We start from the raw sequence: 22666 nt of genomic DNA, 5'->3' as shown, positions 1-22666 counted from the left end.
TAATGATTTATAGTGTTGTAAAACAATGTCTTCCAGTCCTGTTTTCTTGCATAAGTTCACCCCTTTTAAATACTTCTCCTGATAGACGGTAAAAGATGACCTTTGGTTTCAAAATTTGGGTTTTATTAAAAAACAACCACTATAAATTATTCGTCATTTTGTTAAAAACTTTAGTAATTTAAGTAATTTCAGATTAATCCTCCTTCTTTTCGAATAAAGAATAATAACTTTGCTACAGGATTGCTGCCCTAGAGTGAAAAAAAGCACTAATCCTTTACAGGATTGCGCCTTTTGTTGAAGTTTCTTTATCTATTCCGGTATTGTTGTACTATGCAGCAAAAGGTCCCTATAAATGATAGTTCTTGTTCAACTAAAGCACGTAATTAATTCTAAAAGATATCTTATTTTAATGGGTTTATTAATTCCTCTGATTGAAGAACTAAAGCAGTTAATCCTGTTTCACTTCCACTAACATGACCTTCACCTTTGTTCCAAAATACTCCCTCGCCACTTGTAACTATTTTCCTTTGTTTATCTTCTCCTTCTACCCATCCTTCACCTGCTATCACTAAGAAGAGCTGAGGTACCGGTGCTTTATGGTAGCCAACTATACCTCCTTTCTCTATGAAAATAAAACCGATATTAGTAGGTGACTCGGTTTTCATTAACTTTGAATAAAAGGAAGATATAGAATTAAAATTACTAATTTCTTGAGCAAGCTCTTTTCCAAACTTTAAAATCTTCATATTTCACCTCTTAAAAAAATTTAATACCACTAACCTGCCTCGTTATTTTAAGTACAACGTTTCACAAAGTAATTATATTTTAACATAAATATCCAATTGTAGCGCAGTATTCTTCTATTATGCATTAATACTCTGACATGTTTGATTAGTTGCCACTTATCTGAATAAATATCGCATTTATCTCGAATTCAAGTCTTCCATATAATGGCCCGTTTGTTGAATAACCCACACTTCCAAACCATATAAAAATTTTAGGTCATACCGAAAGAAAGCAGACTAATTCCTATGAAGAAACTAGTCTGCTATTTACTCTGTTATTTAAGGGTGAGCTAGTGCATCTTCCACCTTATCTGGCTTCCCATTTTGTAGAAGATACATTTTGTAATATAAGCCTTCTATATTCAATAACTCTTGATGTGTGCCTCTTTCTACAATTTCTCCCTGATGCAGGACCAGTATTTGGTCTGCATCTTGAATGGTGGAAAGACGGTGGGCAATTGCGATGGTTGTACGTCCTTTTCTCATTTTTTCGAGGGCTGTTTGGATTGCCTCCTCTGTTTCGGTGTCGATGTTGGCTGTTGCCTCGTCTAGAACCAGGATCTTTGGTTTGGTTGCGATAGTTCGTGCAAATGCCACAAGCTGCCTTTGTCCGCTAGAGAAAGTCGCCCCTCTTTCCACTACCAACTGCTCATATTGGTCAGGCAGTTTTTTGATAAATGAGTCTGCCTGAACGAATTCAGCCGCTGTTTGTATCTCTTGGTCTGTAATGGATGGATCATGCAAGCGAATATTATGATTGATTGTTCCATAGAAAAGAAATGGATCTTGTAGAACAAGCCCCATATTTTTGCGAAGCTGCTGATCTTCAAAATACTTCAGTGGAAAGCCGTCAATAAGCACTTCCCCTTTTTCAATTTGATAGAATCTCATTAAAAGATTAATGATGGAACTTTTACCACTCCCGGTGTGGCCTACCAAGGCAACTGTTTCCCCAGGCTTCGCTGTAAAAGATATGTCTTTTAATACATTTCGTTTTCCATCATAGGAGAAGGTTACGTTTTTAAATTCTATTTCCCCAGATGTTATGGTTGGTGAGCTTAGTGATTTTTCCGCAGTTGGCGCTAGTTCTTTTTCATCAAGCAAAGAGAAGACCCTTGAGGCGGAGACAATAGCTTGCTGATACATAGAAAGTCTCATCATCATTTGATTAACGGGCTCAAAAAATCTCCCGAGGTAATTAACAAACGCATAAAGGACACCAATCTCAATAACATTGCCAATGGAAGATATCCCAAAATAGCTCAAAACTAATATGAGAGACAGTACATAAACAAAATCAATGGCTGGACGCAACAAAAGCCCGTCAAGCTTAATATTTTTCACTCCAGCTTGGTAGTGCGCCTCATTTATTTCTGCGAATTCTTTACGAAGGCGTTTCTCTTGTCGAAAAACTTGAATGATTGACATCCCTTGTAAGGATTCATTCAGTTTCGCATTCAACTGGCTTAACCTTTCCCTCATGTCGGCATAAAATCGGGAGCTGAAATGGCGATAAGTCGCCATAATCGCAAAAATTATCGGGATAATAAGCATACAAAAAATCGCGAGTTGAACATTTAAGAGAAACATTGCAATAAAGATACCTATCAAGAATACCCCGTTTTGGACGAATGTCGAAATAACACTTACAAACATATCTTTTATGGCCTCTGTATCATTTGTGACTCTTGATACGATACTGCCTCCTGGCGTTTTATCAAAAAATTTCAAGCCAAGCCGTTGCACTTTCGCAAAAATATCAATTCTTAACTCCTGAATAATTTTTAACGAAATCTCCTGAAACTTAAGGAGCTGGAAGTAAGTAATGATTACTTTTGCAAACAGGATCCCGATGTATAGGGAGGCCAAGGTTACAATTGGTCCTGTTTCCATCACTTGAGGGGTTAAGTAATCATCAATGAACACTTTAATAATCAACGGCCCTACAATTTCCCCTACAGTCGCAAGCACGAGCAAGGTAAATGCAAATATAAACTGTTTGGTATGCGGTTTGGCATATCCCAATAATCTCTTTAGTACCTGTCTTTGTTCTTTTGCTGTAATTGTCTGATTGTTCATCTTCTAACCCCCATGCTCCACAAGGGACTCTAATGCCTGACGGTGATACATTTCTTTATACCAGCCTTCCTCATCCATTAATTGACTATGTGTACCTTGCTGCACGATGTTTCCATTCTCTAAAACGATAATGATTTGCGCATGCTGAATGGCACTTAAGCGATGGGAGGTTATGATCGTTGTCTTCCCTTTACGATTTTCTTTTAAAGCATGAAGGATGCTCTCTTCTGTCTTGGCATCTACCGCAGACAGAGAATCATCAAGGATTAAAATTTCTGGGTCCATAAGCAATGCTCTTGCAATAGATAACCTTTGCTTCTGCCCACCGGATAAGGATACCCCACGCTCTCCAACCATCGTTTGATAGCCGTCGGTGAACTGAATAATATCTTCATGGATGTTTGCTAGTTTTGCCGCTTGAATAATCTCATCAAATGTAGCATCCGGTACTGCAAAAGCAATATTATCAGCAATGGTTGCAGAGAAAAGGAAATGGTCCTGAGGTACATAACCAATTGCTTTTCGGAGTGCTTCTAATGAATAATTTCGAATTGGTGCACCACCAATCAGAATATTTCCTTGTATGCCATCAAATTCTCTAATCAGCATTTTTAGTAATGTGGTCTTCCCGCTACCTGTTTTCCCTACTACCCCAAGCGTCTGTCCTTGTTTCAACTGAAGATGAATATCTTTTAACAGCGCTTCTTCTTCTGTTGGGTATGTAAAGGTATGCACATTGTATTCGACATTACCTGTAGGTATTGTTTCACTAGCGTTTGGCTCATCTTTAATATCTACATCCTCTTTCATAAGCGCGGATACGCGATCATAAGAAGCCCTGCCCCGTTCGACGATGTTGAAAAGCCATCCAAACGCAAGCATAGGCCAAATTAATAAGCCTAAGTAAGTGGTAAATGCAATCAACTCACCAATGGTCAGTTCACCTGTCATCACATACCTTGAGCCAAAAGCGATGGCAAGAAAAAAGGAGATTCCAATAATCAGTCCGATTGTAGGATCAAAAAGTGAATCTATTTTTGCTACGGTAATATTCTTTTTGACCACATCATCTGCCTGTTTTTCAAATTCTTCTATTTCCTCTTTCTCTTGTCCGAAGGTTTTGACCACTTTAATTCCATTTACACTTTCTTGCACTTTATCATTTAAGGATGAAAAGGCGGCCTGTGCTTTATGGAACGTTTTATGAAGCAATGTACCGTAGTAGTTTGTCGCGATGGCCATGATTGGCAGTGGGATTAGACAGATCAACGTCAATTTCCAACTGATTGTTGCTGCCATGGCAATTAATACAAAGCCGCCAGTCATTAAGGAGTCGACGAGCGTTAAAACTCCTGCACCCGCTGTTTGTTGAATGGCTTGTAGGTCATTGGTCGAGTGTGCCATCAAATCCCCAACACGTCTGCGTTGATAAAAGCTTGCCGACATCTTCGTAAAGTGCTCATACAAATTATTGCGAAGTAATCTTGCTAGTCTTATTGCCGGCCCGAAAATCAATATGCGCCAGAGATAACGCAAAATGTATACAATGACCGCCGTACCGAGAAGAACCAGCATCAGTTGGAGAATTCTCTCCCTTGTTAGAGTTCCTTCCACAATGTGATCGACCGTCATTCCTACAATTCTTGGCGGAATCAATTCTAAGAACGCTACAAAGGCAAGAAGCAGCACCCCAGGTATGTATGACTTTCGTTCCTGTTTAAAAAACCACCAAAGGTCTTTGAATATACTCATGCTCTATCCCCCGATTTTTTATCTACGTTCAACTATAACAGTTTAGCAAATATTCAAATTTTTAGGAAGATACTTTTTGTAGCGTTTTTTCTCAAAAAGTTCTTTAGAACACCGCTGTTGATTTACGCACTAGGCTTCGCTTTCCTAGGGGCGTTTGGGGAGCCTCCTCGGAAAATGCGCCTGCGGGTTCTCCCCTAAACGCTATCTCCCTCAGGAGTCTGCGCCTTTTGCTCCAATCAACAGCTAGGTTGCTGCAAATATCAACAGTATGCTTTAACAGAGCGTTTTCAAAAAGAAAAAGCACCCATAGTGAGTGCTTTTTCATTTATTTCATTTGCTTATTCATCGCAGACATCATCTGATTAATTTTCTTTTGGGATGGTTTCATTCCCATTTGCATCATCATCACGCGAAGCATTTGCTCATTAATTGGTGGATTTTTCTTTAGGTAAGTCATCATGTACTTACGAGCGATGAAAAATCCTAGTGCAACCCCAGCAATCAATGCTAGAACTACAATAAGAATCCAAATCCATGTTGCCATCAAAAATTTCCTCCTCAAAACTAGGTCTACCAATGTAGTGTACTAAACTAGAACCTATTATACAACATTTTCCGATACATTTCTCCTGCTATTAAACAAATTTTCTCTGTTTAATCGGTTGCAGCCAACCATAGCGATTGGAGTTTACATCTATTGCTAGGAAGTATGGCGCCTGTTTGCGGATAATTTCAAAAAAGAAAGCCTCCGCTTCGAATGATCCGGTCGATGAAAGCTTTAAGTACTTTTCAAAAATAGATAGCTTTGCTGTAGAATCTTCTTTTTGAATTTTATGTTGATAGGCTACTCGCTTGTAGCCTTCCTTATTTTTAAGGGATTGTTCTAATGATTGTTGAAGTGGGAAGGTAGGGACTGGGACCGTAACATAATCCACTTGCTGTTTAATGATGGAACGAAGCGGTTCCTCTTGTTCGTATTGCTGAAAAAGCTGGAAAAGCTTTAACTCATTACCTGAGTAATGTTTTGCTACTTCTTCCTCTATCAGATATATCATATATTCGCGCAAATGAAACCCTCCTATCACTTCTTTTCTTTTATTATAGAGAATGATAGAGAAGAGTTTTGTCTTATAGTGTAGTTGGCAAGGGGCTATTTTTAGCTAGTTTTGTCGAATGCATAAAAAAATGAGCATTACCTTTTGAATAGGTAATGCTCACTCTTCAAATTCAATTATTTATCTAATAAAGCTTTAACACGTGCCACAACATTTTCCGTCGTAAATCCGTATTCTTTCATGATGCGCTCTCCTGGTGCTGATGCGCCGAATCCGTTGATAGCAAGGATATCTCCTTCATCTCCAGTATAACGCTCCCACCCTAGTGGAGTAGCCATTTCAATTCCAAGACGTTTCTTCACGTCTTTTGGTAATACTGAGTTTTTGTATTCTTGGGATTGTTGTTCGAAACGATCCCAAGAAGGCATACTTACAACAGAAACGTGGATGCCTTCTTGTTGTAACGCTTTTTGCGCATCCACAGCAAGACCTACTTCAGAACCTGTTGCAAGGATAAGCGCATCTGCCGTTTCTTTTCCAGCTTTGGAGATGACGTAAGCCCCTTTACGTACACCTTCAAGTGCCGTCTCATCTGTTCCTTTAATAGTAGGTAGGTTTTGACGAGTTAACACAAGTGCTGTTGGTGTCTTTTCTGATTCTAAAGCCACTTTCCATGCTGCAGCCGTTTCGTTACCATCTGCAGGACGGATCACAGAAAGGTTTGGCATCGCACGTAAAGATGGAAGTTGTTCGATTGGCTCATGTGTAGGTCCATCTTCTCCAACTGCAATCGAGTCATGTGTAAACACATATGTGACAGGCAGTTGCTGAAGAGCTGCAAGACGGATAGCTGGACGTAAGTAATCAGAGAATACAAAGAACGTACCACCATATACTCTTAATCCGCCATGAAGCGCCATACCGTTCATTGCTGCACCCATTGCAAACTCACGTACCCCAAACCAGATATTACGACCACTATAGTCTTCGGCTGTGAAGTCCGCTTCGTTTTTGATATTCGTTTTGTTAGATCCAGCCAAGTCAGCAGATCCACCAAAGAAGTAAGGTACTTGTTTCGCAATAGCATTCAGCACTTCACCGGAAGAAGCGCGGGAAGCCAAGCTTTTTCCTTCTTCATAAACAGGAATCTCAGAATCCCATCCTTCAGGAAGTTCACCTTTCATCGCTGCTTCAAGCTGTTTTCCAAGCTCAGGGTATTTAGTTTTATAAGCATCAAAAAGCTCATTCCATTCCGCTTCCACTTTTGCCCCTTTATCTGCAACCGTTTCACGGAAGTGCGTGTATACTTCTTCCGGAACATGGAAGTCGTTCTCAAATGTCCATTTATAAGCTTCTTTCGTTAACTTTAATTCATCTGCACCTAATGGAGCACCATGCACATCTGATTTACCTGCACGGTTTGGTGAACCATAACCGATGGTAGTTTTCACTTCAATCATAGTTGGACGGGATACATCACTTTGTGCTTCTTCAACTGCAGCTGCAATTTCCTCCAGGTTGTTTCCATCTTCCACGCGGATATATTGCCAACCGTATCCTTTGAAACGAGTTTCAATGCTTTCAGAGAAGGAACGATCTAAATCACCATCAAGTGAAATATCATTGGAATCGTAAAGTACGATGAAACGCCCTAATTTTAAGTGTGAAGCAAGGGAAGCAGCTTCTCCAGAAACGCCTTCCATCAGGTCTCCATCTCCACAAATGCTATATGTATAGTGGTTTACCAATTCCATTCCTTCTTTATTGTATGTAGCTGCCAAGTGGCGTTCTGCCATTGCCATTCCGACACCCATCGCAATACCTTGTCCAAGTGGACCAGTTGTTGCATCTACGCCAGGAGTATGACCGAATTCAGGATGTCCAGGAGTTTTACTTCCCCATTGACGGAATTCTTTTAAGTCATTCATAGAAACATCGTAGCCGCCTAAATGTAATAGGCTATAAAGCAACATGGAACCATGACCAGCAGATAGAACAAAGCGGTCTCTATTGAACCAGTTCGGATTCTTTGGGTTGTGGTTCATGAATCTTGTCCATAAAGAATAACCCATAGGTGCTGCACCCATTGGCATCCCTGGATGGCCAGAATTAGCTTTTTCAATTGCATCGATTGATAGTGTACGAATTGTGTTAATGGAAAGTTGATCTATATGTTGTGTCATCTTTTCCATCCTTTCTCTTTAACTTATTTTTTCTTGGAAAAATTATATTTTATCATAAATAGTATGTTCCAGTGTTCTAAAAAAAAGCAATTAATGCTTTAAATTCTTTTTTGAGTCCTTTAATTTTTCCGGAGTGACATCATTTCCTTCCGGATCCATGATTGTTACGCCTTGTAGTGTATTTTCCATGGAAGCACGGAAAGTCTTAATATATTCCTGACGAAGCTTCTGTTGTTCCGCTGCTTCTTCTTTTGTAAGCCCTTCACTCTTGGCCTTTTTGGAAAGTGCATTGATTCTTGCAATTTTTTCTTTTGATAACATAGAGAACTCCTTCTTTCATCCTTGGGAAGATATGCTTTTATCTTACTAGAGAGGTTCTTTTTTTACAAGCAAACCGGTATCGTTCTCTTCCATATACTCCCGGTACCGCCTGTTTACAGTTGCTTTGGACACGTCATAACCAAGTCCTCTTAATGTGGCAGCGATTTCATGAAACGTGAGCTTATTTTTACGAAGCCTAACAATCTCTTCTATGGGGACCTCAATTTTTTCGCGTCCAGGGCTCATATGTAGATTCTTGAGGTTTTTTGTAGGGTTATATCCTCTTTGAACAGCTCGTTGCATGCCCCTTTTTATTTTCAAGTTATGTAGTTTTCTTTGGTATTCCTCAACAATTGCTACTATATCCATGACCATCGAATCTGAATCGGATAATTTCAACTCTCCATCATCCGTTATCGAATAGATCTTAATGGCATGTTTCTTTAGCCAATGTAAAAAAGCGATCTTGGCATTCCCCCTGCCAAGCCTTGTTTCATCTTGTATTAGAAGGACATCGATATGCTGACTTGAAATAAGTTCAATGATTTGAAAAACACCTTCCCGATCCAAATCGTAGCCGCTCGCCTGTTCTTCTACTATCTCGATAATGTCAATTCCTCTATTTGCTGCTAATGAAACTAATTCTTCTTTTTGACGAGTCAGAGAAGTTTCCTGTGTGTCTTTTTTTGTACTCACTCGACAATAAATGATTCCCTTCATGTATGATATCCTCCACCATTCTATTAAACTAATATTATCAAGCGAACGTATATTCTTGTCAATAATTCGAACTTATGTTTGTATTTTATGCCAAAACATGCTATACTACCACTAATATAAATGATAGAGGTGCGGAATATGAAACTATCAAAAAGACAACAGGACATATTGGATTACATAAAAAAAGAAGTCCAAGCAAAAGGATATCCACCATCCGTCAGAGAAATTGGAGAAGCAGTTGGTCTAGCTTCCAGTTCCACAGTTCACGGTCACCTTGCGCGACTTGAAAGCAAAGGACTCATTCGCCGAGACCCTACAAAACCAAGAGCCATTGAAATTATGGAAGATGAACTCATTCCTAAGATTTCTGCAGTCAATGTGCCGATTATTGGTAAAGTTACTGCAGGGCAGCCCATAACAGCCATCGAAAATGTGGAGGATTACTTTCCGCTTCCTGATCGCTACGTTGCACCAGACGAGCAAGTGTTCATGCTAGAGGTAATGGGGGACAGTATGATTGAAGCCGGCATTCTTGACGGAGACTATGTTATCGTTCGTCAACAGCAGTCGGCGAACAACGGAGACATCGTCGTTGCCATGACAGAAGAGGATGAGGCTACTGTTAAACGATTCTTCAAAGAAAAAGATTATATTCGATTACAGCCAGAAAACTCAACATTAGAACCAATTATTGTGCGCAATGTAAGTATTCTTGGTAAAGTGATTGGTGTTTATCGCAATATCCACTAAAAAAGCCGTCTATCGGCTTTTTTCTTTTATTTTCAACCACCAACATTCACCCTAATAAAGTCCTCAATAAAATCATTATAGTCAAAATCCATTACAATATAATGCTCCGACTCAGGTTGATTATATGCCATTCTCATATCTGCCATACTCAAACCTTTGCTCCCGTCGACTATTTCAACCCTTACGTCTCTTTGTATGGTGTATGCCTTATCTCGATTCACTAAATAATAGAGAGTGAATACATCATGTAATGGGGAACCCTCTACATCTGGCATCACTTGATCATAAAATGTTGAATAATAATCAGTTAATGCAGGAATGAAAATTTTATAAGGGCTATTTGTCTGAATAAATATGAAAGTTGCAAGATCCCTAGTCACTATGGCTCTATTCGTCACATTGAGAGGTGTTATATATACTTTTTTAGCCTTGTTCAAGATAACGTTTGTAGCAATGGGATCCCCCCAGAAGTTCGCTTCAGCTGCATCTGTTACATTTCCAGGTACCATAAAAGCACCTCCCATAAGATATATCTCTTTCACCTCCTCCATTAATTCAGGTCTTAAATTAAAGGCTAATGCAAGGGAAGTTTGCCTGCCGACATCCACTATAACGATGTCGTTTATGTTTTCTTCAATAATTTCAAATATTGTTTCGAAGGGACTAATTTTTGCTTGAAAATCTGGTGGAGGCATAATTGGTCCTAAACCTGAAGGTCCATGTATTTCTGGATAAAAATTTGTATGTTTTCCACTTACTGGTTGGGATGCTCCCCTTATTACCGGAATATCTGTCTCCCCTGCCAGATAAAGTAGGTAGGCTGCATTTCTTGTGGCATCATAGACGGAGACATTACCATAGCCGGTTACAATTCCCATTAGCTCAATCTTTGGATTTAGTAGTGCGTAGATTATGGCTAAAGAATCATCTATTCCTGGATCAGCAAAAAGTAAAATTTTCATTATCTCCACACTCCTTGTCAACATTTATTATTTGAAAATCAGAAAAACCAAGGCAACTGTCACCTCGGTCTCACTTATCCTTTATTTTGTCCTACTTCTTGCTTTTTCTGACCAGTCGTTATCCTTCCACCAAGCGTAAAGCGCAGCCACAGATGTCCAAACCAAACTAAAAAGTTGTTCCAGCTGTTCTTCTGTAAAAGGAAGAGGTGATTTATCATATACTACTAGCAATTGATTAATTAGTGCAAAGGCAAGAAAAACGATACGAAACCAAGCTCCCTTAGTAACAGGTCTAATTTGATTTTCAGCTGACATATCGAAGACTCCCTCTCCATCTATTTTGGCAAAAGCGGTTTTACTGTTATTGCTAATGATGAATTAGTTACCAAAAAATCTTTAAGTTCTTCTTCTTTCAGTAAATTTAATTGAATGGCTGCTTTAATTTTTGCATCATCGGGTTTTTTGATTGTTTTAATCAATTCGTTCATACTAAGGGCTTCAAGCTTTTGAACCGTTTCATCGGTATACTTCTCTGATTTCCTAACCTGTCTTTGCAGTTTGTACCCACCCATGACTACCTCTGCCTTCTCATCTTCTCCAAAGCTTTTGTCAAAATAAAGATGAAATCGCTCTTTTAATTCTTCCATCTGTTTCTCTAATTCTTTTCTTTGCTTATTGCACTCATAATACTTTTCTATCATTTCAGCTGTTACTGTAGGATGATTCACTTTAGCCATTTAGCCACTCCCTTGTACACTTACTAGTAAAGTTTATTTGTTTTAAGGGGATATTATGACTGGACAACATTCACAAAACGCAAAAAAAAAACCTTCGCACACAGCAGCGCGAAGGTTCCTTATCTATTAGTACTGAGTTAAATATTGATCTCTTTCCCATGGGTGAACCTGCGTGCGGAACATATTTCAGCTCATTAAATTAAATCACCCAACACTCATTAACGTTGATACAAAAGGATTCAACATTCATAAATAATTGATATAACTTTTTTCATGACTTTTAAATGGCATTAGACTATAAGCTTTAAAAGACACTCAATTCATTTTGCAACTGTTCCAACAACGGTGCGTCATCAAAACACCTCTCTACGTACAAGTCGCCCAAAGTAGTTGGTTTAATGTGACAAGCAATGGCCAACACGTATATAGTTTCTTCATATAACTTTGTGAGAGTAGCCCTTTTTATTCTGATAAACCATTGTCCCAACCAAATAAAGAACCATTTACATATGATATGGTACCTGAAGAAAAGGTGGTGTAAAGTATGAGTTATGAAGGGCATAAAGATGACAACAAAGGCGGAGGGTTTGCGCTTGTAGTTGTTTTGTTTATTCTTCTAGTTATCGTTGGTGCTTCGTTTGTTGGCGGTTCATACAGTGGTGGAAACTACGGAGGAAATTACGGCGGTTGTAACTGGTGTTAATAGTCCCCTAATTCAAAGCGGCAAAATAAATTTCAATTTAAGTGGCGACCTTAAAGGTTGTCACTTAACTGATATTGTGTATATGGCGTTCAAAAGTACATTTCCAGAGAGTAAGGTTAAACTTATTCACATAGATAGGGAGTTAAAACTACGTTTTCAGCTAACTAATCCAATGAATTTAATAACCCCTCAATACCAATGGTATCAAGGGGTTTTTCTTTTTAGTACTGAGTTAAATACTGATCTCTCTCCCATGGGTGAACCTGCGTGCGGAACATATCCCACTCGATTTCTTTTGCTTCAATGAAGTGCTCAAGTAAATGCTCACCTAAAGCAGATTGGATCACTTCATTTGATTTTAACTCTTCAAGAGCAGCAGCAAGTGTTGCCGGAAGGTCAGCAATACCAGCAGCAACGCGCTCTTCTTTGTTCATCACATAGATGTTGCGGTCGATTGGTTTTGGAGCTTCTAATTTATTCTTAATGCCATCAAGACCAGCTTTCAACAATACTGCCATAGCTAGGTATGGGTTTGCTGCAGGGTCTACACTCCGAACTTCTACACGAGTAGAGATACCACGAGAAGCTGGAATACGGATTAATGGACTACGGTTACGAGCGGACCATGCAACATAACAAGGTGCTTCGTATCCAGGTACAAGACGCTTATAAGAGTTCACAGTAGGGTTTGTTACTGCAGTGAAAGAAGTAGCATGCTTGATGATACCTGCAATAAAGTGTCTTGCCGTATCGCTTAATTCTAAGTCACCGTTTGCATCATAAAACGCATTCTCGCCATCTTTAAACAAGGAAAGGTTACAGTGCATACCAGAACCGTTCACTCCGAAAAGTGGTTTTGGCATGAATGTTGCATGCAATCCGTGCTTACGAGCGATTGTTTTTACAACAAGTTTAAATGTTTGGATGTCATCACAAGCTTGAATTGCGCTTGCATATTTAAAATCAATTTCATGTTGTCCAGGAGCTACTTCATGGTGAGAAGCTTCAATCTCAAATCCCATTTCTTCAAGCTCAAGAACGATATCACGGCGGCAGTTTTCACCGAGGTCTGTTGGAGCAAGATCAAAATATCCACCTTTATCGTTAAGCTCTAATGTAGGCTCGCCTTTTTCATCTAATTTAAATAGGAAGAACTCTGGCTCTGGTCCAAGGTTGAAATCGGAAAATCCTAGGTCTTCCATTTCCTTTAACATACGTTTTAAGTTTGCACGAGGGTCCCCTTCAAATGGAGTTCCGTCTGGATTGTAGATGTCACAGATAAAACGTGCAACTTTCCCTTTTTCAGAAGTCCATGGGAATACTACGAATGTGTCAAGATCAGGGTATAAGTTCATATCAGATTCTTCAATACGAACGAAACCTTCAATGGAAGATCCATCAAACATCATTTTGTTGTCCAATGCTTTCTCCAATTGACTTACAGGAATTTCTACGTTTTTAATTGTTCCAAGAATATCCGTAAATTGAAGACGGATGTATTTTACATTTTCCTCCTGGACGATACGTTTGATGTCCTCGTGTGTGTACTTAGCCATAATAAAGTTCCTCCTCAAAAATTTTACTATTTTAGTTTTACTAAAAACTTACCAAAAAACTCAGAAAAATTAATGGAAGAATCGGGACATGTCACCTTGACGGAGACTAGTTCGATTATATCTTCCCGCTTGCATCATTTCTGCACGAAGTAGTTTGCGCAGTTGGTCATCTGACAGTTCTGGCTTAGCAGCAACTTTTGCCACTTCTTCTGAAGGGACTTCATTGTGCTGTTGTTTGACTGTCATCAGCTGTTTGATGCCAGCTATGTTCACTTTTTGCTCAATGAGGTTCTTTATCTCTAATAGAGTATCGACATCATTAAAAGAAAAAAGTCGGCGGTTGCCTTCAGAACGAGCCGGGAATACAAGCCCATTTTCTTCATAATATCGGATTTGTCGAGCTGACAATTCTGTTAGCTGCATGACAATTCCTATTGGAAATAATGGCATTGAACGTCTAATATTGTCACTCACTACAAATCCTCCTTTCATCATTTCCTATGAAGTTACTCTTAGTTTATGCGATGTTAGATAATCTGTCAACAACATGTTAGGTTTTCTAACATTATTTTTATAAAATAGAGTAATTCGGAGGAATAATGTGAAGAAATGTAGGTTACGACAGGTATGTATGCTGGTTTTTGTCCCCTTTATCTTATAACCTGTTCTGTCCGCTTAGAAACATGCATTTTTGTGGTTTTTAGATCGCCGGGTAAAAGTTATCAATTAGATATGATGACACTTTCAACTTGGCATCTCCTTTGAAATTGTCATCATGTCAGTTTTGAAGACACTCTCAACTTGACTATCCCCTTGGAATTGTCTTCATACCACTTATGAAGGCACTCTCAACTCAAAATCTCTTTCAAGACTGTTTTCATCCCGCTTATGATAATCATCTCAACACCCTCTACTAAAGTCTAAATGGGAACAGAGAGACCCTCGCTACGACCGAATGTTTTCTTCCACACTCCAAATGGGAGCAGAGAATGACTCTCTACTACCGAATGCACTCTCTCATACTCCAAACGGGAGCAGAGAGGCCCTCTCTACGACCGAACGCGCTCTCTCATACTCCAAACGGGAGCAGAGAACGCTTCTCTACGACCGAACGCACTCTCCCATAATCCAAACGGGAACAGAGAGGCCCTCTCTACGACCAAACACACTCTCCCATACTCCAATCGGGAACAGAGAACGACTCTCTTCGACCGAACGCGCTCTCCCACACTTCAAACGGGAACAGAGAACGAATCTCTTCTACCGAACGCGCTCTCCAACACTTCAAACGGGAACAGAGAATGACTCTCAACGACCAAACGCACTCTTCCATACTCCAAACGGGAGCAGACACCCCCTCTCTACTACCGAACGCGCTCTCTCATACTCCAAACGGGAGCAGAGAACGACTCTCTACTACCGAACACGCTCTCTCATACTCCAAACGGTAGCAGAAACAGTCAAGTCCATATTAATGTGTAAAAATAATTACAACGAGATCTAAGAATTAATCCCCTATGACGACGACTCCTCTGCTTTTTCCCCTTCACCGGTCGTCATACACCTCCTATGACGACGGCTCTTCTGCTTTTTCCCCTTCACCGGTCGTCATACACCTCCTATGACGACGGCTCCTCTGCTTTTTCCCCTGCACCGGGCGTCATACATCTCAGAAACCGCCTCTCTACGACCAATCGCACTCTCCCCTACTCCAAACAGGAACAGACAGCCCTCCTAAACGCCCTCCCAAGCATATCTCCATACCATCAAACCCCCATAAAACAAATAAAGCCCAGGACTCCCCTAGGCTCAAAATAACTCCAATTATTCCATTAACCCCTTACCAATCAGATGATCCACCGCACTACAAACAGCAATCTTAACATGGGAGTACGTTAAGCCTCCTTGAACATATGCAACATACGGCGCTCTTATTGGACCATCAGCCGTCAGCTCGATGCTTGCTCCCTGAATAAAGGTGCCAGCAGCCATGATCACGTCATCCTCATACCCAGGCATATAGTTTGCATATGGTGTAACATGAGAATTAACAGGTGATGCATACTGGATAGCCTGACAAAAGGCAATCATTTTTTCCTTGTCATCGAATTGCACCGATTGAATCAAGTCGGTACGGTGTGCATCCCAACTTGGGGTAGTATTCATTCCTAGCTCTTCTAAGAATGCGGCGGTGAACATGGCTCCTTTTAACGCCTGTCCCACTACATGGGGAGCAAGGAAGAAACCTTGATACATTTCTTGTAAGCTGTAAAGGCTGGCACCAGCTTCCGCCCCGATTCCAGGGGAAGTCATTCGGTAAGAACAAGCTTCCACCAACTCTTTTTTCCCAACGATATACCCACCTGTTTTGGCAATGCCTCCACCAGGGTTTTTAATAAGAGAACCGGCCATCAAATCTGCTCCAACATGACACGGCTCCTCAAGCTCTACGAATTCGCCGTAACAATTGTCAACAAACACAACCACATCCGGTTTGATTTCCTTTACAAAACGAATCATTTCTTTCATTTCTTCTATTGTAAAAGACGGTCTTGTTGCATAACCTTTTGAACGCTGAATACCAATCATTTTGGTGGAAGGCGTTATTGCATTGCTGACAGCCTCCCAGTCAATACCGCGGTTATTTTTGAGATCGATGGTTTTATAGCCGATGTTGTACTCTTTTAATGAGCCCACGCCACTTCCGCGGATTCCTACGATTTCTTCCAACGTATCATATGGCTTTCCAGTAATATAAAGAAGTTCATCACCAGGGCGCAACACCCCAAACAGGGCGATGGAGATAGCATGTGTGCCTGAGATGATCTGCGGACGTACTAGGCCAGCCTCCCCACCGAACACCTCTGCGTAAATCTTTTCTAATGTATCTCGTCCAATGTCATCATACCCATATCCAGTGGATGGAATGAAATGAGAATCGCTGACACGGTTCTCCTGAAAGCTTTTTAGTACGCGGAATTGGTTCGTTTCCACGCCAGCATCCACTTGCTGGAATCCTTCTTGAAGCTTCTCTTCTATTTTACGTACGATTGGTTCAATGACTTCCCCATGTTGTAATAAATGGAACATAATAAATCTCCTCTATTTCTTCATTCTTTGCTGAATAACAGAAGCCAATTTTGAGTTATCAAAATAGTATCCTTGTAAGTCATAGCTTTCTGTGTCTTCTGTGAACTCCATTTTAGTAAGGACCGTTTCTTGTTTTAATTGTGCAATTAGTTTTCCTTCTGAAGACGGCACAATGATCTGATAGGTGTCCATCTGATTTTTGATGAGGGATTCTATCTTTTGCGTCAATAAGGCGATGTCTTGAGCGTCTAAAGCACTTATATGCAAGATTTCTTCGTTATAAGCAGGAGTAAATCCTTCTGTGGTTTGATCTTTCTTATTATAAACAGTTAAAACCGGAACACCTTCCACTCCAAGTTCTTTCAGTAATTTGTCTACCGTTTTTTCATGGTTGACGTGATCAGGACTTGAACTATCGACCACATGTAAAATCAAATCCGCTTCTGTCACTTCTTCCAGTGTCGAACGAAATGCTGCTACAAGTGAGGTCGGTAGGTCCTGGATAAATCCAACAGTGTCAGTCAGAAGAGCGTTGAAACCAGATGGCATCATGACCTTTCTTGTTGTCGGATCTAGCGTTGCAAACAATAGGTTTTCCTCAAAGGTACCTGCTTCGGTCAGGCGGTTAAAGATGGTTGATTTGCCCGCATTCGTATAACCGACCAAGGAGAGTTGAAATGCTTGATTTCTTTTTCTGCGCTCACGATATCTTTCACGGTGACTGACAATTGATGTTAGCTGTGTTTTGATATCCACAATTCTTCTATTAATATGTCTGCGATCAGATTCTAATTTCGTTTCACCCGGGCCTCTTGTTCCTATACCGCCTCCAAGACGAGACAGTTCTACACCCTTTCCACCAAGGCGGGGTAAAAGGTATTGAAGCTGAGCTAACTCTACTTGGAGTTTACCTTCTTTTGATTTAGCACGCTGAGCAAAAATATCCAAGATTAACTGAGTTCGGTCAATGATTCTGGCATTTAACATTTTAGAAAGGTTTCTGTTTTGACTTGGTGCCAGTTCTCCATTAAAGATAATGATTTCAGGTTCCAGCTCTTCTTCCAGTTGGACTAGCTCCTCTAGTTTCCCTTTTCCTATGTATGTAGCAGGATGAACCCGGTCTCTTTTTTGTGTTAAAGAAACTAGAACTTCTCCGTTTGCTGTTTTGGTCAAGGATGATAATTCTTCCATGGAATAAAAGAAAGTTTGATCATCATCTTTTGGCAGTTGACAGCCTACTAATATAACCCTTTCCTTGTCTTTCTTTTGCGTTTCGTTCAAATGCGTAACCCCTTTTTCTAAAATATGATAAATGATGATTAAACAAGTTCCTTAATCATATCAAAATATGCTTTTTTTCTCTATTAAATCCTTTAAAACTATTGCATTCTGGCGGTTTTCTATATAAAATCAGGAAGGCTTTATAGATATTGTATATTTTTAGTGGAGTGATCGCATGACTTGGGAAGTTTTCAGCATCATCGGGACTATCGCATTTGCAATAAGCGGAGCGATTGTAGCGATGGAAGAAGAGTATGATATACTCGGCGTTTATATATTAGGAATCGTGACAGCATTTGGGGGCGGAGCCGTGCGAAACCTTCTCATCGGTGTTCCTGTCTCGGCACTTTGGGAGCAAGGAATGCTGTTTCAAGTTGCTCTGGTCGCGATGACTACAGTCTTCCTGTTTCCAAACAATTTATTAAAACATTGGAGGAAGTGGGGCAATTTCTTTGATGCAATCGGCCTAGCCGCCTTTGCCATTCAAGGGGCATTGTTTGCTACAGGCATGGATCATCCCATCAGCGCAGTCGTGGTTGCAGCAGTATTGACGGGTAGCGGCGGCGGTATCATTCGTGATCTGCTGGCAGGTAGAAGGCCGCTGGTATTAAGAGCGGAAATATATGCCGCTTGGGCTATACTTGCCGGCTTAATCATCGGTTTTGGAATAGCAAGCTCCCCTGTGCAACTTTATATCCTATTTGTAGGGATCGTTTCTTTACGTGTTTTATCCTACACGTACAAATGGAGGTTGCCTAACCGAAGTTTACAGCGTGCTGCTTAAATTTCCGGTGCATTTTACATGAATGTTTACAGGAGGTGAAACGGCCTCCTGTTTTTTTTCGCCAATTCTACAGGTCAATTTTCCGTCCTTTCCAAGTAACATTCCTTTTGAAAAAGGTTTGCACACAAGAGTAGCCAAACAAGATAAAAAAGAATACTAAATGAATGGGAAATAATAATGCAGTTCCCCATCCAAAGTTTCCGACAATGGCAAGCGTTCTCTTTAGATGCAATGCGATTAGCATATATCCAGTCACATATAGTTCTAAAGGAAGGGTTTGATAGCTTGTGAGAAATGTCATCAAACCTCCAAGCCATACGCAAACCAACATTAAATACCAAATACTTGTTTTTGATGCCCCTGTCGCAAAGCTTTTGCTCCAGCCGTTACACATGGAAACAAAACCTTCTGGGTACATCCTCATTTCGATTGCTCCTAATCCGCTGTAGCATGTAACTTTTCCCCCATGCTTTTGCACCAGAAAACCAAATGCCATGTTCTCCATTAATTCCCCCTGAATCGCCTGATGACCACCGTACTTAAAATAATCTTCGCGATGAATCAGCAGACACGGACCGAACGCCCCCCTTACCGGCAGCGATTTTTGCAAGATATGAAAGGCACCAAGAGATCCCATAACCACCAAGTGGAAAAAAGACGATAAGCTTTCGTATTTTTCTTTAATGTGGTGGTAAGGATGAATCGAAAGCACTTCGCCTTTTCCCTTGTAGGCGGAAAGCATGTTCTCTATGCCATTTTCAGAGATAATCGTATCGGCATCTATAAATAGCAATATTTCTCCCGTTGCACGTAAAGCCCCGTTCCAACACCCAAAGGATTTCCCAAACCATCCAGCAGGAAGGTCCTCTAATTTCACAACACGTGCGCCATAAGACCGCGCCAGTTTAACCGTTTGGTCGGTAGAATGGTCATCCACCACGATAATGTCTTTTACCTTTCCGAGATATCTCTGCAAAGACCCTAGTAATTCGGGAAGATTTCCTTCTTCATTTCTAGCAGGGATTATAATAGATACCTTATTCAGTAAAGGAGCTTTCTCACGTGTAAACAATAAGCTCGGAATATGAAAAAACAGTACTCTCCCTAGTAATAATGTCATAATTAATAGTAAAGCTGTCATGATAAACTCCTCCAAATACATCTATTTTTGTTTGAAAATAGAAAAAAAGGGTAAAATGAAAAGTTATATACACTTAAATTTTACTTCTAACTACTAGTCAGTCTAGTCAAACTTATTAGTTTTCATAAGGAGGAATAAGAATGAGGAAAAAAGTAGTAGTAATTGGTGGCGGTCTTGGAGGTCTATCAGCCGCTATCCGACTATCCGCCGACGGTTACGATGTACATGTTATTGAAAAAGGAGAGCGTCTTGGAGGTAAGTTAAACATACGTTCCGGTAAGGGATTTACTTTTGATACCGGTCCCTCCATCCTGACGATGCCTTGGGTGCTGGAACAATTGTTTGCAAGCGCAAAAAGAAATTTACATGATTATATTACCATTGAAAGAGTGGAGCCTCAATGGAGAACCTTCTTTGAAGACGGTACAAAAATAGATGTAACAAGCGATCTCCCTAAAATGTTGGAGCAAATTAGAGAATACTCATCCAAAGACGCAAACGGATTTTTTGAGTTTTTGAATTATTGCAGCAAAATGTATGAATACAGCATGAAGAGTTTTTACAAGAAGAGCCTTTCAGGTTTAGGTGAACTTCGTGCTTTGCATAATCTGAAAGAACTCATTGGAATGGACCCTATGAAATCGATGGATCAGATCACAAAAAAGTATTTTGAAGATAAACACCTTCAACAGCTTTTTAACTTCATGATTATGTATATAGGTTCTTCTCCATACCATGCTCCTGCTGTCTTGTCACAATTAACACATGTTCAGCTAGGATTAGGCATTTATTATGTAAAAGGTGGCATGTACAAGATTGCAGAAGCGATGAAGAGCCTATTGGATGAGATGGGTGTACCGTACAGTTTAAATACTTCGGTTCGTAAAATTACAACAGATGGAAAAAAAGCCACCGGCATAACCTTAGAAAACGGGGAAGAAATTCTTGCTGATCTCATTGTTTCCAACCTTGAGGCTATTCCGACCTATAAAACCTTGTTAAAAGATGTTCCCATGGCCAATAAAGCTGTTGCAGATTTAGAAAAGTTTTCCCCAACCGTTTCCGGCCTGGTTTTACTACTAGGGGTGAACAGAAAATATGACGAATTGGCCCATCATAATTTCTTCTTCTCAGAAGACCCTGAACTCGAGTTCCACACAATCTTCAATGAAGGCAAACCTGCACTTGATCCTACTATCTATATTGGGGTTTCGTCTAAATCGGATCCAAGCCAAGCACCACAAGGGAAAGAAAACCTATTTGTGCTTACCCACGTTCCTCCATTAAAAGAAGGCGAGACATGGGATGAATATAAGGATATTTATCGCGAAAAAGTACTTACTAAACTAGAAAGAATGGGGTTAGATGGCTTAACCTCATCTATTGAGTTCGAATACAGCTTTACTCCTAACGATTTAATGAACCTCTATGGAGCAAATGGAGGGTCAATTTACGGGGTAGTGACAGATCGCAAAAAGAATGGCGGCTTTAAGATACCTTGCAGAAGTAAGCTGCTTGATAACCTATACTTCACTGGCGGGTCTACTCACCCAGGAGGCGGAGTACCAATGGTGACTTTATCGGGACAATTAACAGCTGATGCTATAAACGACGATTTGGAACAAGTGAATAAAAGTATTGGATAACATGAAAATAGCAGCCGCTTGGCTGCTATTTTTACTTATTTTAACAAAAGATCCTTTGCTTCAATCGTCATTAATTCGTTCTTATGAAAGCTATCGTACAAGAGAAGACGCATAGCTTGCGTCCTAATAGATTTTTCCAAGACATTTCGTATATAGCGTCCATTGCTGAAAGCAGAAGGCAACAATACACTTTTCATCTGATTAAGATGCTCGCGCATTTTCCACTCTGCCTCTTTGCTCATGATATACTCTCGTTCTTTAAGCATTCGATGACAAATCTCCATTAATTCTTCTACGGAATAATCGGGAAAATCAACAATTATTGGAAAGCGGGAAATTAGACCGGGATTTGTCCGTAAAAACTCTTCCATCTCACGCTGATAGCCTGCAAGTATTAAGATAAATTCATGTTGTTTGTCTTCCATGTGCTTTACAAGGGTATCAATTGCTTCCTTTCCGAAATCTTTTTCTCCACCCCTCGCAAGCGAATAGGCTTCATCTACAAACAAGATGCCACCTAACGCTTTTTTCACAAGGTCCCTTGTCTTTTGGGCTGTATGACCAATGTATTCCCCGACAAGATCTGCCCTCTCCGCCTCAATCAGGTGCCCTTTTGAGAGTACATTCATGTCACAAAACAACTTTCCAATCAACCTCGCAACAGTCGTCTTACCCGTACCAGGATTACCTTTGAACATCATATGAAGCACTTGCCTCTCTGTTTTCAATCCTACTTCTTCCCGCTTTTTGTTCACATATATCCATGCATAGATTTCCTTGACCACTTTTTTCATTTCCTGTAACCCTACTAATTCCCCCATTTCCCGTTCTATTTCCTGCAAAATTGCATGGTTGGTAGGAGTAAGCGGCTCCTCAAGTGTTTGTACATGGGTGACTCTCAGCGGCTTTTTTTGCCCATTTAAGACAATATTTATTTTCCCATTTTGATTTTTTATAGGTTGATCCAAGAATGTCCACCTCATTTCCACGCCAAAATCCGACATATCCTGATGCAATTCATAAGATCCTTTACCATTTTCTCAGTAGATTTACTCTTTTTCGATTTCTTTCAACAATTTTCATATATTTTCATCAAACTATTGACAAACTTGTCATATTAT

Annotated in this window: 20 protein-coding genes and 1 pseudogene; 4 read left to right on the top strand and 17 right to left on the bottom strand. The window is 40.1% G+C overall.

Going from position 1 to position 22666, the window contains the following annotated elements; genetic code table 11:
• Positions 1–401 precede the first annotated feature (401 nt).
• The 8 genes from AAV98_RS15785 to AAV98_RS15750 all read right to left on the bottom strand — a co-directional run bounded on the left by AAV98_RS15785 (position 402) and on the right by AAV98_RS15750 (position 8895).
• On the bottom strand, positions 402–746 hold the full coding sequence (locus tag AAV98_RS15785) for a cupin (protein ID WP_060666509.1): 345 nt from the start codon (positions 744–746) through the stop codon (positions 402–404).
• Positions 747–1064: 318 nt separating this feature from the next.
• Positions 1065–2864 carry an ABC transporter ATP-binding protein gene (locus AAV98_RS15780; RefSeq protein ID WP_060666508.1) on the bottom strand — a complete coding sequence of 600 codons (1800 nt, stop codon included), beginning with the start codon at positions 2862–2864 and terminating at the stop codon, positions 1065–1067.
• A gap of 3 nt (positions 2865–2867) precedes the next feature.
• Positions 2868–4616 carry an ABC transporter transmembrane domain-containing protein gene (locus tag AAV98_RS15775; protein ID WP_060666507.1) on the bottom strand — a complete coding sequence of 583 codons (1749 nt, stop codon included), beginning with the start codon at positions 4614–4616 and terminating at the stop codon, positions 2868–2870.
• 325 nt (positions 4617–4941) lie between these two features.
• Positions 4942–5160 carry a YneF family protein gene (locus AAV98_RS15770; protein ID WP_060666506.1) on the bottom strand — a complete coding sequence of 73 codons (219 nt, stop codon included), beginning with the start codon at positions 5158–5160 and terminating at the stop codon, positions 4942–4944.
• A gap of 91 nt (positions 5161–5251) precedes the next feature.
• Positions 5252–5683, bottom strand: a complete 432-nt coding sequence (gene sirA / locus AAV98_RS15765; RefSeq protein WP_060666505.1) for a sporulation inhibitor of replication protein SirA — start codon at positions 5681–5683, stop codon at positions 5252–5254.
• 164 nt (positions 5684–5847) lie between these two features.
• On the bottom strand, positions 5848–7854 hold the full coding sequence (gene tkt / locus AAV98_RS15760) for a transketolase (protein ID WP_060666504.1): 2007 nt from the start codon (positions 7852–7854) through the stop codon (positions 5848–5850).
• A 90-nt stretch (positions 7855–7944) separates the two neighbouring features.
• A complete protein-coding gene (locus AAV98_RS15755) occupies positions 7945–8175 on the bottom strand; it encodes a DUF896 domain-containing protein (protein WP_060666503.1) in 231 nt (76 codons plus the stop codon).
• Positions 8176–8220: 45 nt separating this feature from the next.
• Complete coding sequence (locus tag AAV98_RS15750; protein WP_060666502.1) at positions 8221–8895, bottom strand: YneB family resolvase-like protein; 675 nt, start codon at positions 8893–8895, stop codon at positions 8221–8223.
• A gap of 138 nt (positions 8896–9033) precedes the next feature.
• On the opposite strand from AAV98_RS15750, the gene lexA reads away from it, so the two are divergent.
• A complete protein-coding gene (lexA, locus tag AAV98_RS15745; RefSeq protein ID WP_060666501.1) occupies positions 9034–9645 on the top strand; it encodes a transcriptional repressor LexA in 612 nt (203 codons plus the stop codon).
• Positions 9646–9677: 32 nt separating this feature from the next.
• On the opposite strand, the gene AAV98_RS15740 is transcribed toward lexA, so the two are convergent.
• The 3 genes from AAV98_RS15740 to AAV98_RS15730 all read right to left on the bottom strand — a co-directional run bounded on the left by AAV98_RS15740 (position 9678) and on the right by AAV98_RS15730 (position 11344).
• A complete protein-coding gene (locus tag AAV98_RS15740; protein WP_060666500.1) occupies positions 9678–10607 on the bottom strand; it encodes a nucleoside hydrolase in 930 nt (309 codons plus the stop codon).
• 81 nt (positions 10608–10688) lie between these two features.
• The gene (locus AAV98_RS15735) at positions 10689–10922 is read right to left on the bottom strand and encodes a phage holin (RefSeq protein ID WP_060666499.1); all 234 of its coding nucleotides are present in this window, start codon (positions 10920–10922) and stop codon (positions 10689–10691) included.
• A gap of 20 nt (positions 10923–10942) precedes the next feature.
• Positions 10943–11344, bottom strand: coding sequence for a hypothetical protein (locus AAV98_RS15730; RefSeq protein ID WP_060666498.1), 402 nt, complete (start codon positions 11342–11344; stop codon positions 10943–10945).
• Positions 11345–11888: 544 nt separating this feature from the next.
• Here AAV98_RS15730 and AAV98_RS20035 point away from each other — a divergent pair.
• Positions 11889–11996, top strand: a pseudogene (locus tag AAV98_RS20035) (YjcZ family sporulation protein); the annotation flags it as partial.
• Positions 11997–12268: 272 nt separating this feature from the next.
• Here the strand turns inward: AAV98_RS20035 and glnA are convergent.
• The 4 genes from glnA to hflX all read right to left on the bottom strand — a co-directional run bounded on the left by glnA (position 12269) and on the right by hflX (position 17974).
• Entirely contained in the window at positions 12269–13603 is a 1335-nt protein-coding gene (gene glnA, locus AAV98_RS15725) for a type I glutamate--ammonia ligase (RefSeq protein ID WP_060666497.1), read from the bottom strand.
• Between the two features lie 69 nt (positions 13604–13672).
• The gene (locus AAV98_RS15720) at positions 13673–14077 is read right to left on the bottom strand and encodes a MerR family transcriptional regulator (RefSeq protein WP_060666496.1); all 405 of its coding nucleotides are present in this window, start codon (positions 14075–14077) and stop codon (positions 13673–13675) included.
• 1350 nt (positions 14078–15427) lie between these two features.
• Entirely contained in the window at positions 15428–16693 is a 1266-nt protein-coding gene (locus AAV98_RS15715; protein ID WP_060666495.1) for a methionine gamma-lyase family protein, read from the bottom strand.
• 12 nt (positions 16694–16705) lie between these two features.
• Positions 16706–17974 (bottom strand): GTPase HflX, encoded by a 1269-nt coding sequence (hflX, locus tag AAV98_RS15710; RefSeq protein WP_060666494.1) that lies wholly within the window; start codon positions 17972–17974, stop codon positions 16706–16708.
• A 175-nt stretch (positions 17975–18149) separates the two neighbouring features.
• Between hflX and AAV98_RS15705 the strand changes: the two genes are divergently transcribed.
• Complete coding sequence (locus AAV98_RS15705) at positions 18150–18758, top strand: trimeric intracellular cation channel family protein (RefSeq protein WP_060666493.1); 609 nt, start codon at positions 18150–18152, stop codon at positions 18756–18758.
• 67 nt (positions 18759–18825) lie between these two features.
• On the opposite strand, the gene AAV98_RS15700 is transcribed toward AAV98_RS15705, so the two are convergent.
• Positions 18826–19899, bottom strand: coding sequence for a glycosyltransferase (locus AAV98_RS15700; protein ID WP_197284314.1), 1074 nt, complete (start codon positions 19897–19899; stop codon positions 18826–18828).
• A gap of 140 nt (positions 19900–20039) precedes the next feature.
• Here AAV98_RS15700 and AAV98_RS15695 point away from each other — a divergent pair, with 140 nt between their 5' ends.
• On the top strand, positions 20040–21545 hold the full coding sequence (locus AAV98_RS15695) for a phytoene desaturase family protein (protein ID WP_060666491.1): 1506 nt from the start codon (positions 20040–20042) through the stop codon (positions 21543–21545).
• Positions 21546–21580: 35 nt separating this feature from the next.
• Here AAV98_RS15695 and spoVK read toward each other — a convergent pair whose 3' ends face one another.
• Positions 21581–22513 (bottom strand): stage V sporulation protein K, encoded by a 933-nt coding sequence (gene spoVK / locus AAV98_RS15690; protein ID WP_060666490.1) that lies wholly within the window; start codon positions 22511–22513, stop codon positions 21581–21583.
• Between the last annotated feature and the right edge of the window lie 153 nt (positions 22514–22666).

Origin of the sequence: Bacillus sp. CHD6a, assembly GCF_001293645.1 — a bacterium.
Taxonomy (GTDB): Bacteria; Bacillota; Bacilli; order Bacillales; family Bacillaceae_I; genus Sutcliffiella_A.
The sequence above is the reverse complement of the archived record's forward strand: the minus strand, read 5'-3'. Positions and strand labels throughout refer to the sequence as shown.

Bases quoted from the DNA above. Each gene is read 5' to 3' on its own strand.
- AAV98_RS15785 (WP_060666509.1), bottom strand. From the start codon at position 746: ATGAAGATTTTAAAGTTTGGAAAAGAGCTTGCTCAAGAAATTAGTAAT.
- AAV98_RS15780 (WP_060666508.1), bottom strand. From the start codon at position 2,864: ATGAACAATCAGACAATTACAGCAAAAGAACAAAGACAGGTACTAAAG.
- AAV98_RS15775 (WP_060666507.1), bottom strand. From the start codon at position 4,616: ATGAGTATATTCAAAGACCTTTGGTGGTTTTTTAAACAGGAACGAAAG.
- AAV98_RS15770 (WP_060666506.1), bottom strand. From the start codon at position 5,160: ATGGCAACATGGATTTGGATTCTTATTGTAGTTCTAGCATTGATTGCT.
- tkt (WP_060666504.1), bottom strand. From the start codon at position 7,854: ATGACACAACATATAGATCAACTTTCCATTAACACAATTCGTACACTA.
- AAV98_RS15755 (WP_060666503.1), bottom strand. From the start codon at position 8,175: ATGTTATCAAAAGAAAAAATTGCAAGAATCAATGCACTTTCCAAAAAG.
- AAV98_RS15750 (WP_060666502.1), bottom strand. From the start codon at position 8,895: ATGAAGGGAATCATTTATTGTCGAGTGAGTACAAAAAAAGACACACAG.
- lexA (WP_060666501.1), top strand. From the start codon at position 9,034: ATGAAACTATCAAAAAGACAACAGGACATATTGGATTACATAAAAAAA.
- AAV98_RS15740 (WP_060666500.1), bottom strand. From the start codon at position 10,607: ATGAAAATTTTACTTTTTGCTGATCCAGGAATAGATGATTCTTTAGCC.
- AAV98_RS15735 (WP_060666499.1), bottom strand. From the start codon at position 10,922: ATGTCAGCTGAAAATCAAATTAGACCTGTTACTAAGGGAGCTTGGTTT.
- AAV98_RS15730 (WP_060666498.1), bottom strand. From the start codon at position 11,344: ATGGCTAAAGTGAATCATCCTACAGTAACAGCTGAAATGATAGAAAAG.
- glnA (WP_060666497.1), bottom strand. From the start codon at position 13,603: ATGGCTAAGTACACACACGAGGACATCAAACGTATCGTCCAGGAGGAA.
- AAV98_RS15715 (WP_060666495.1), bottom strand. From the start codon at position 16,693: ATGTTCCATTTATTACAACATGGGGAAGTCATTGAACCAATCGTACGT.
- AAV98_RS15705 (WP_060666493.1), top strand. From the start codon at position 18,150: ATGACTTGGGAAGTTTTCAGCATCATCGGGACTATCGCATTTGCAATA.
- AAV98_RS15700 (WP_197284314.1), bottom strand. From the start codon at position 19,899: ATGACAGCTTTACTATTAATTATGACATTATTACTAGGGAGAGTACTG.
- AAV98_RS15695 (WP_060666491.1), top strand. From the start codon at position 20,040: ATGAGGAAAAAAGTAGTAGTAATTGGTGGCGGTCTTGGAGGTCTATCA.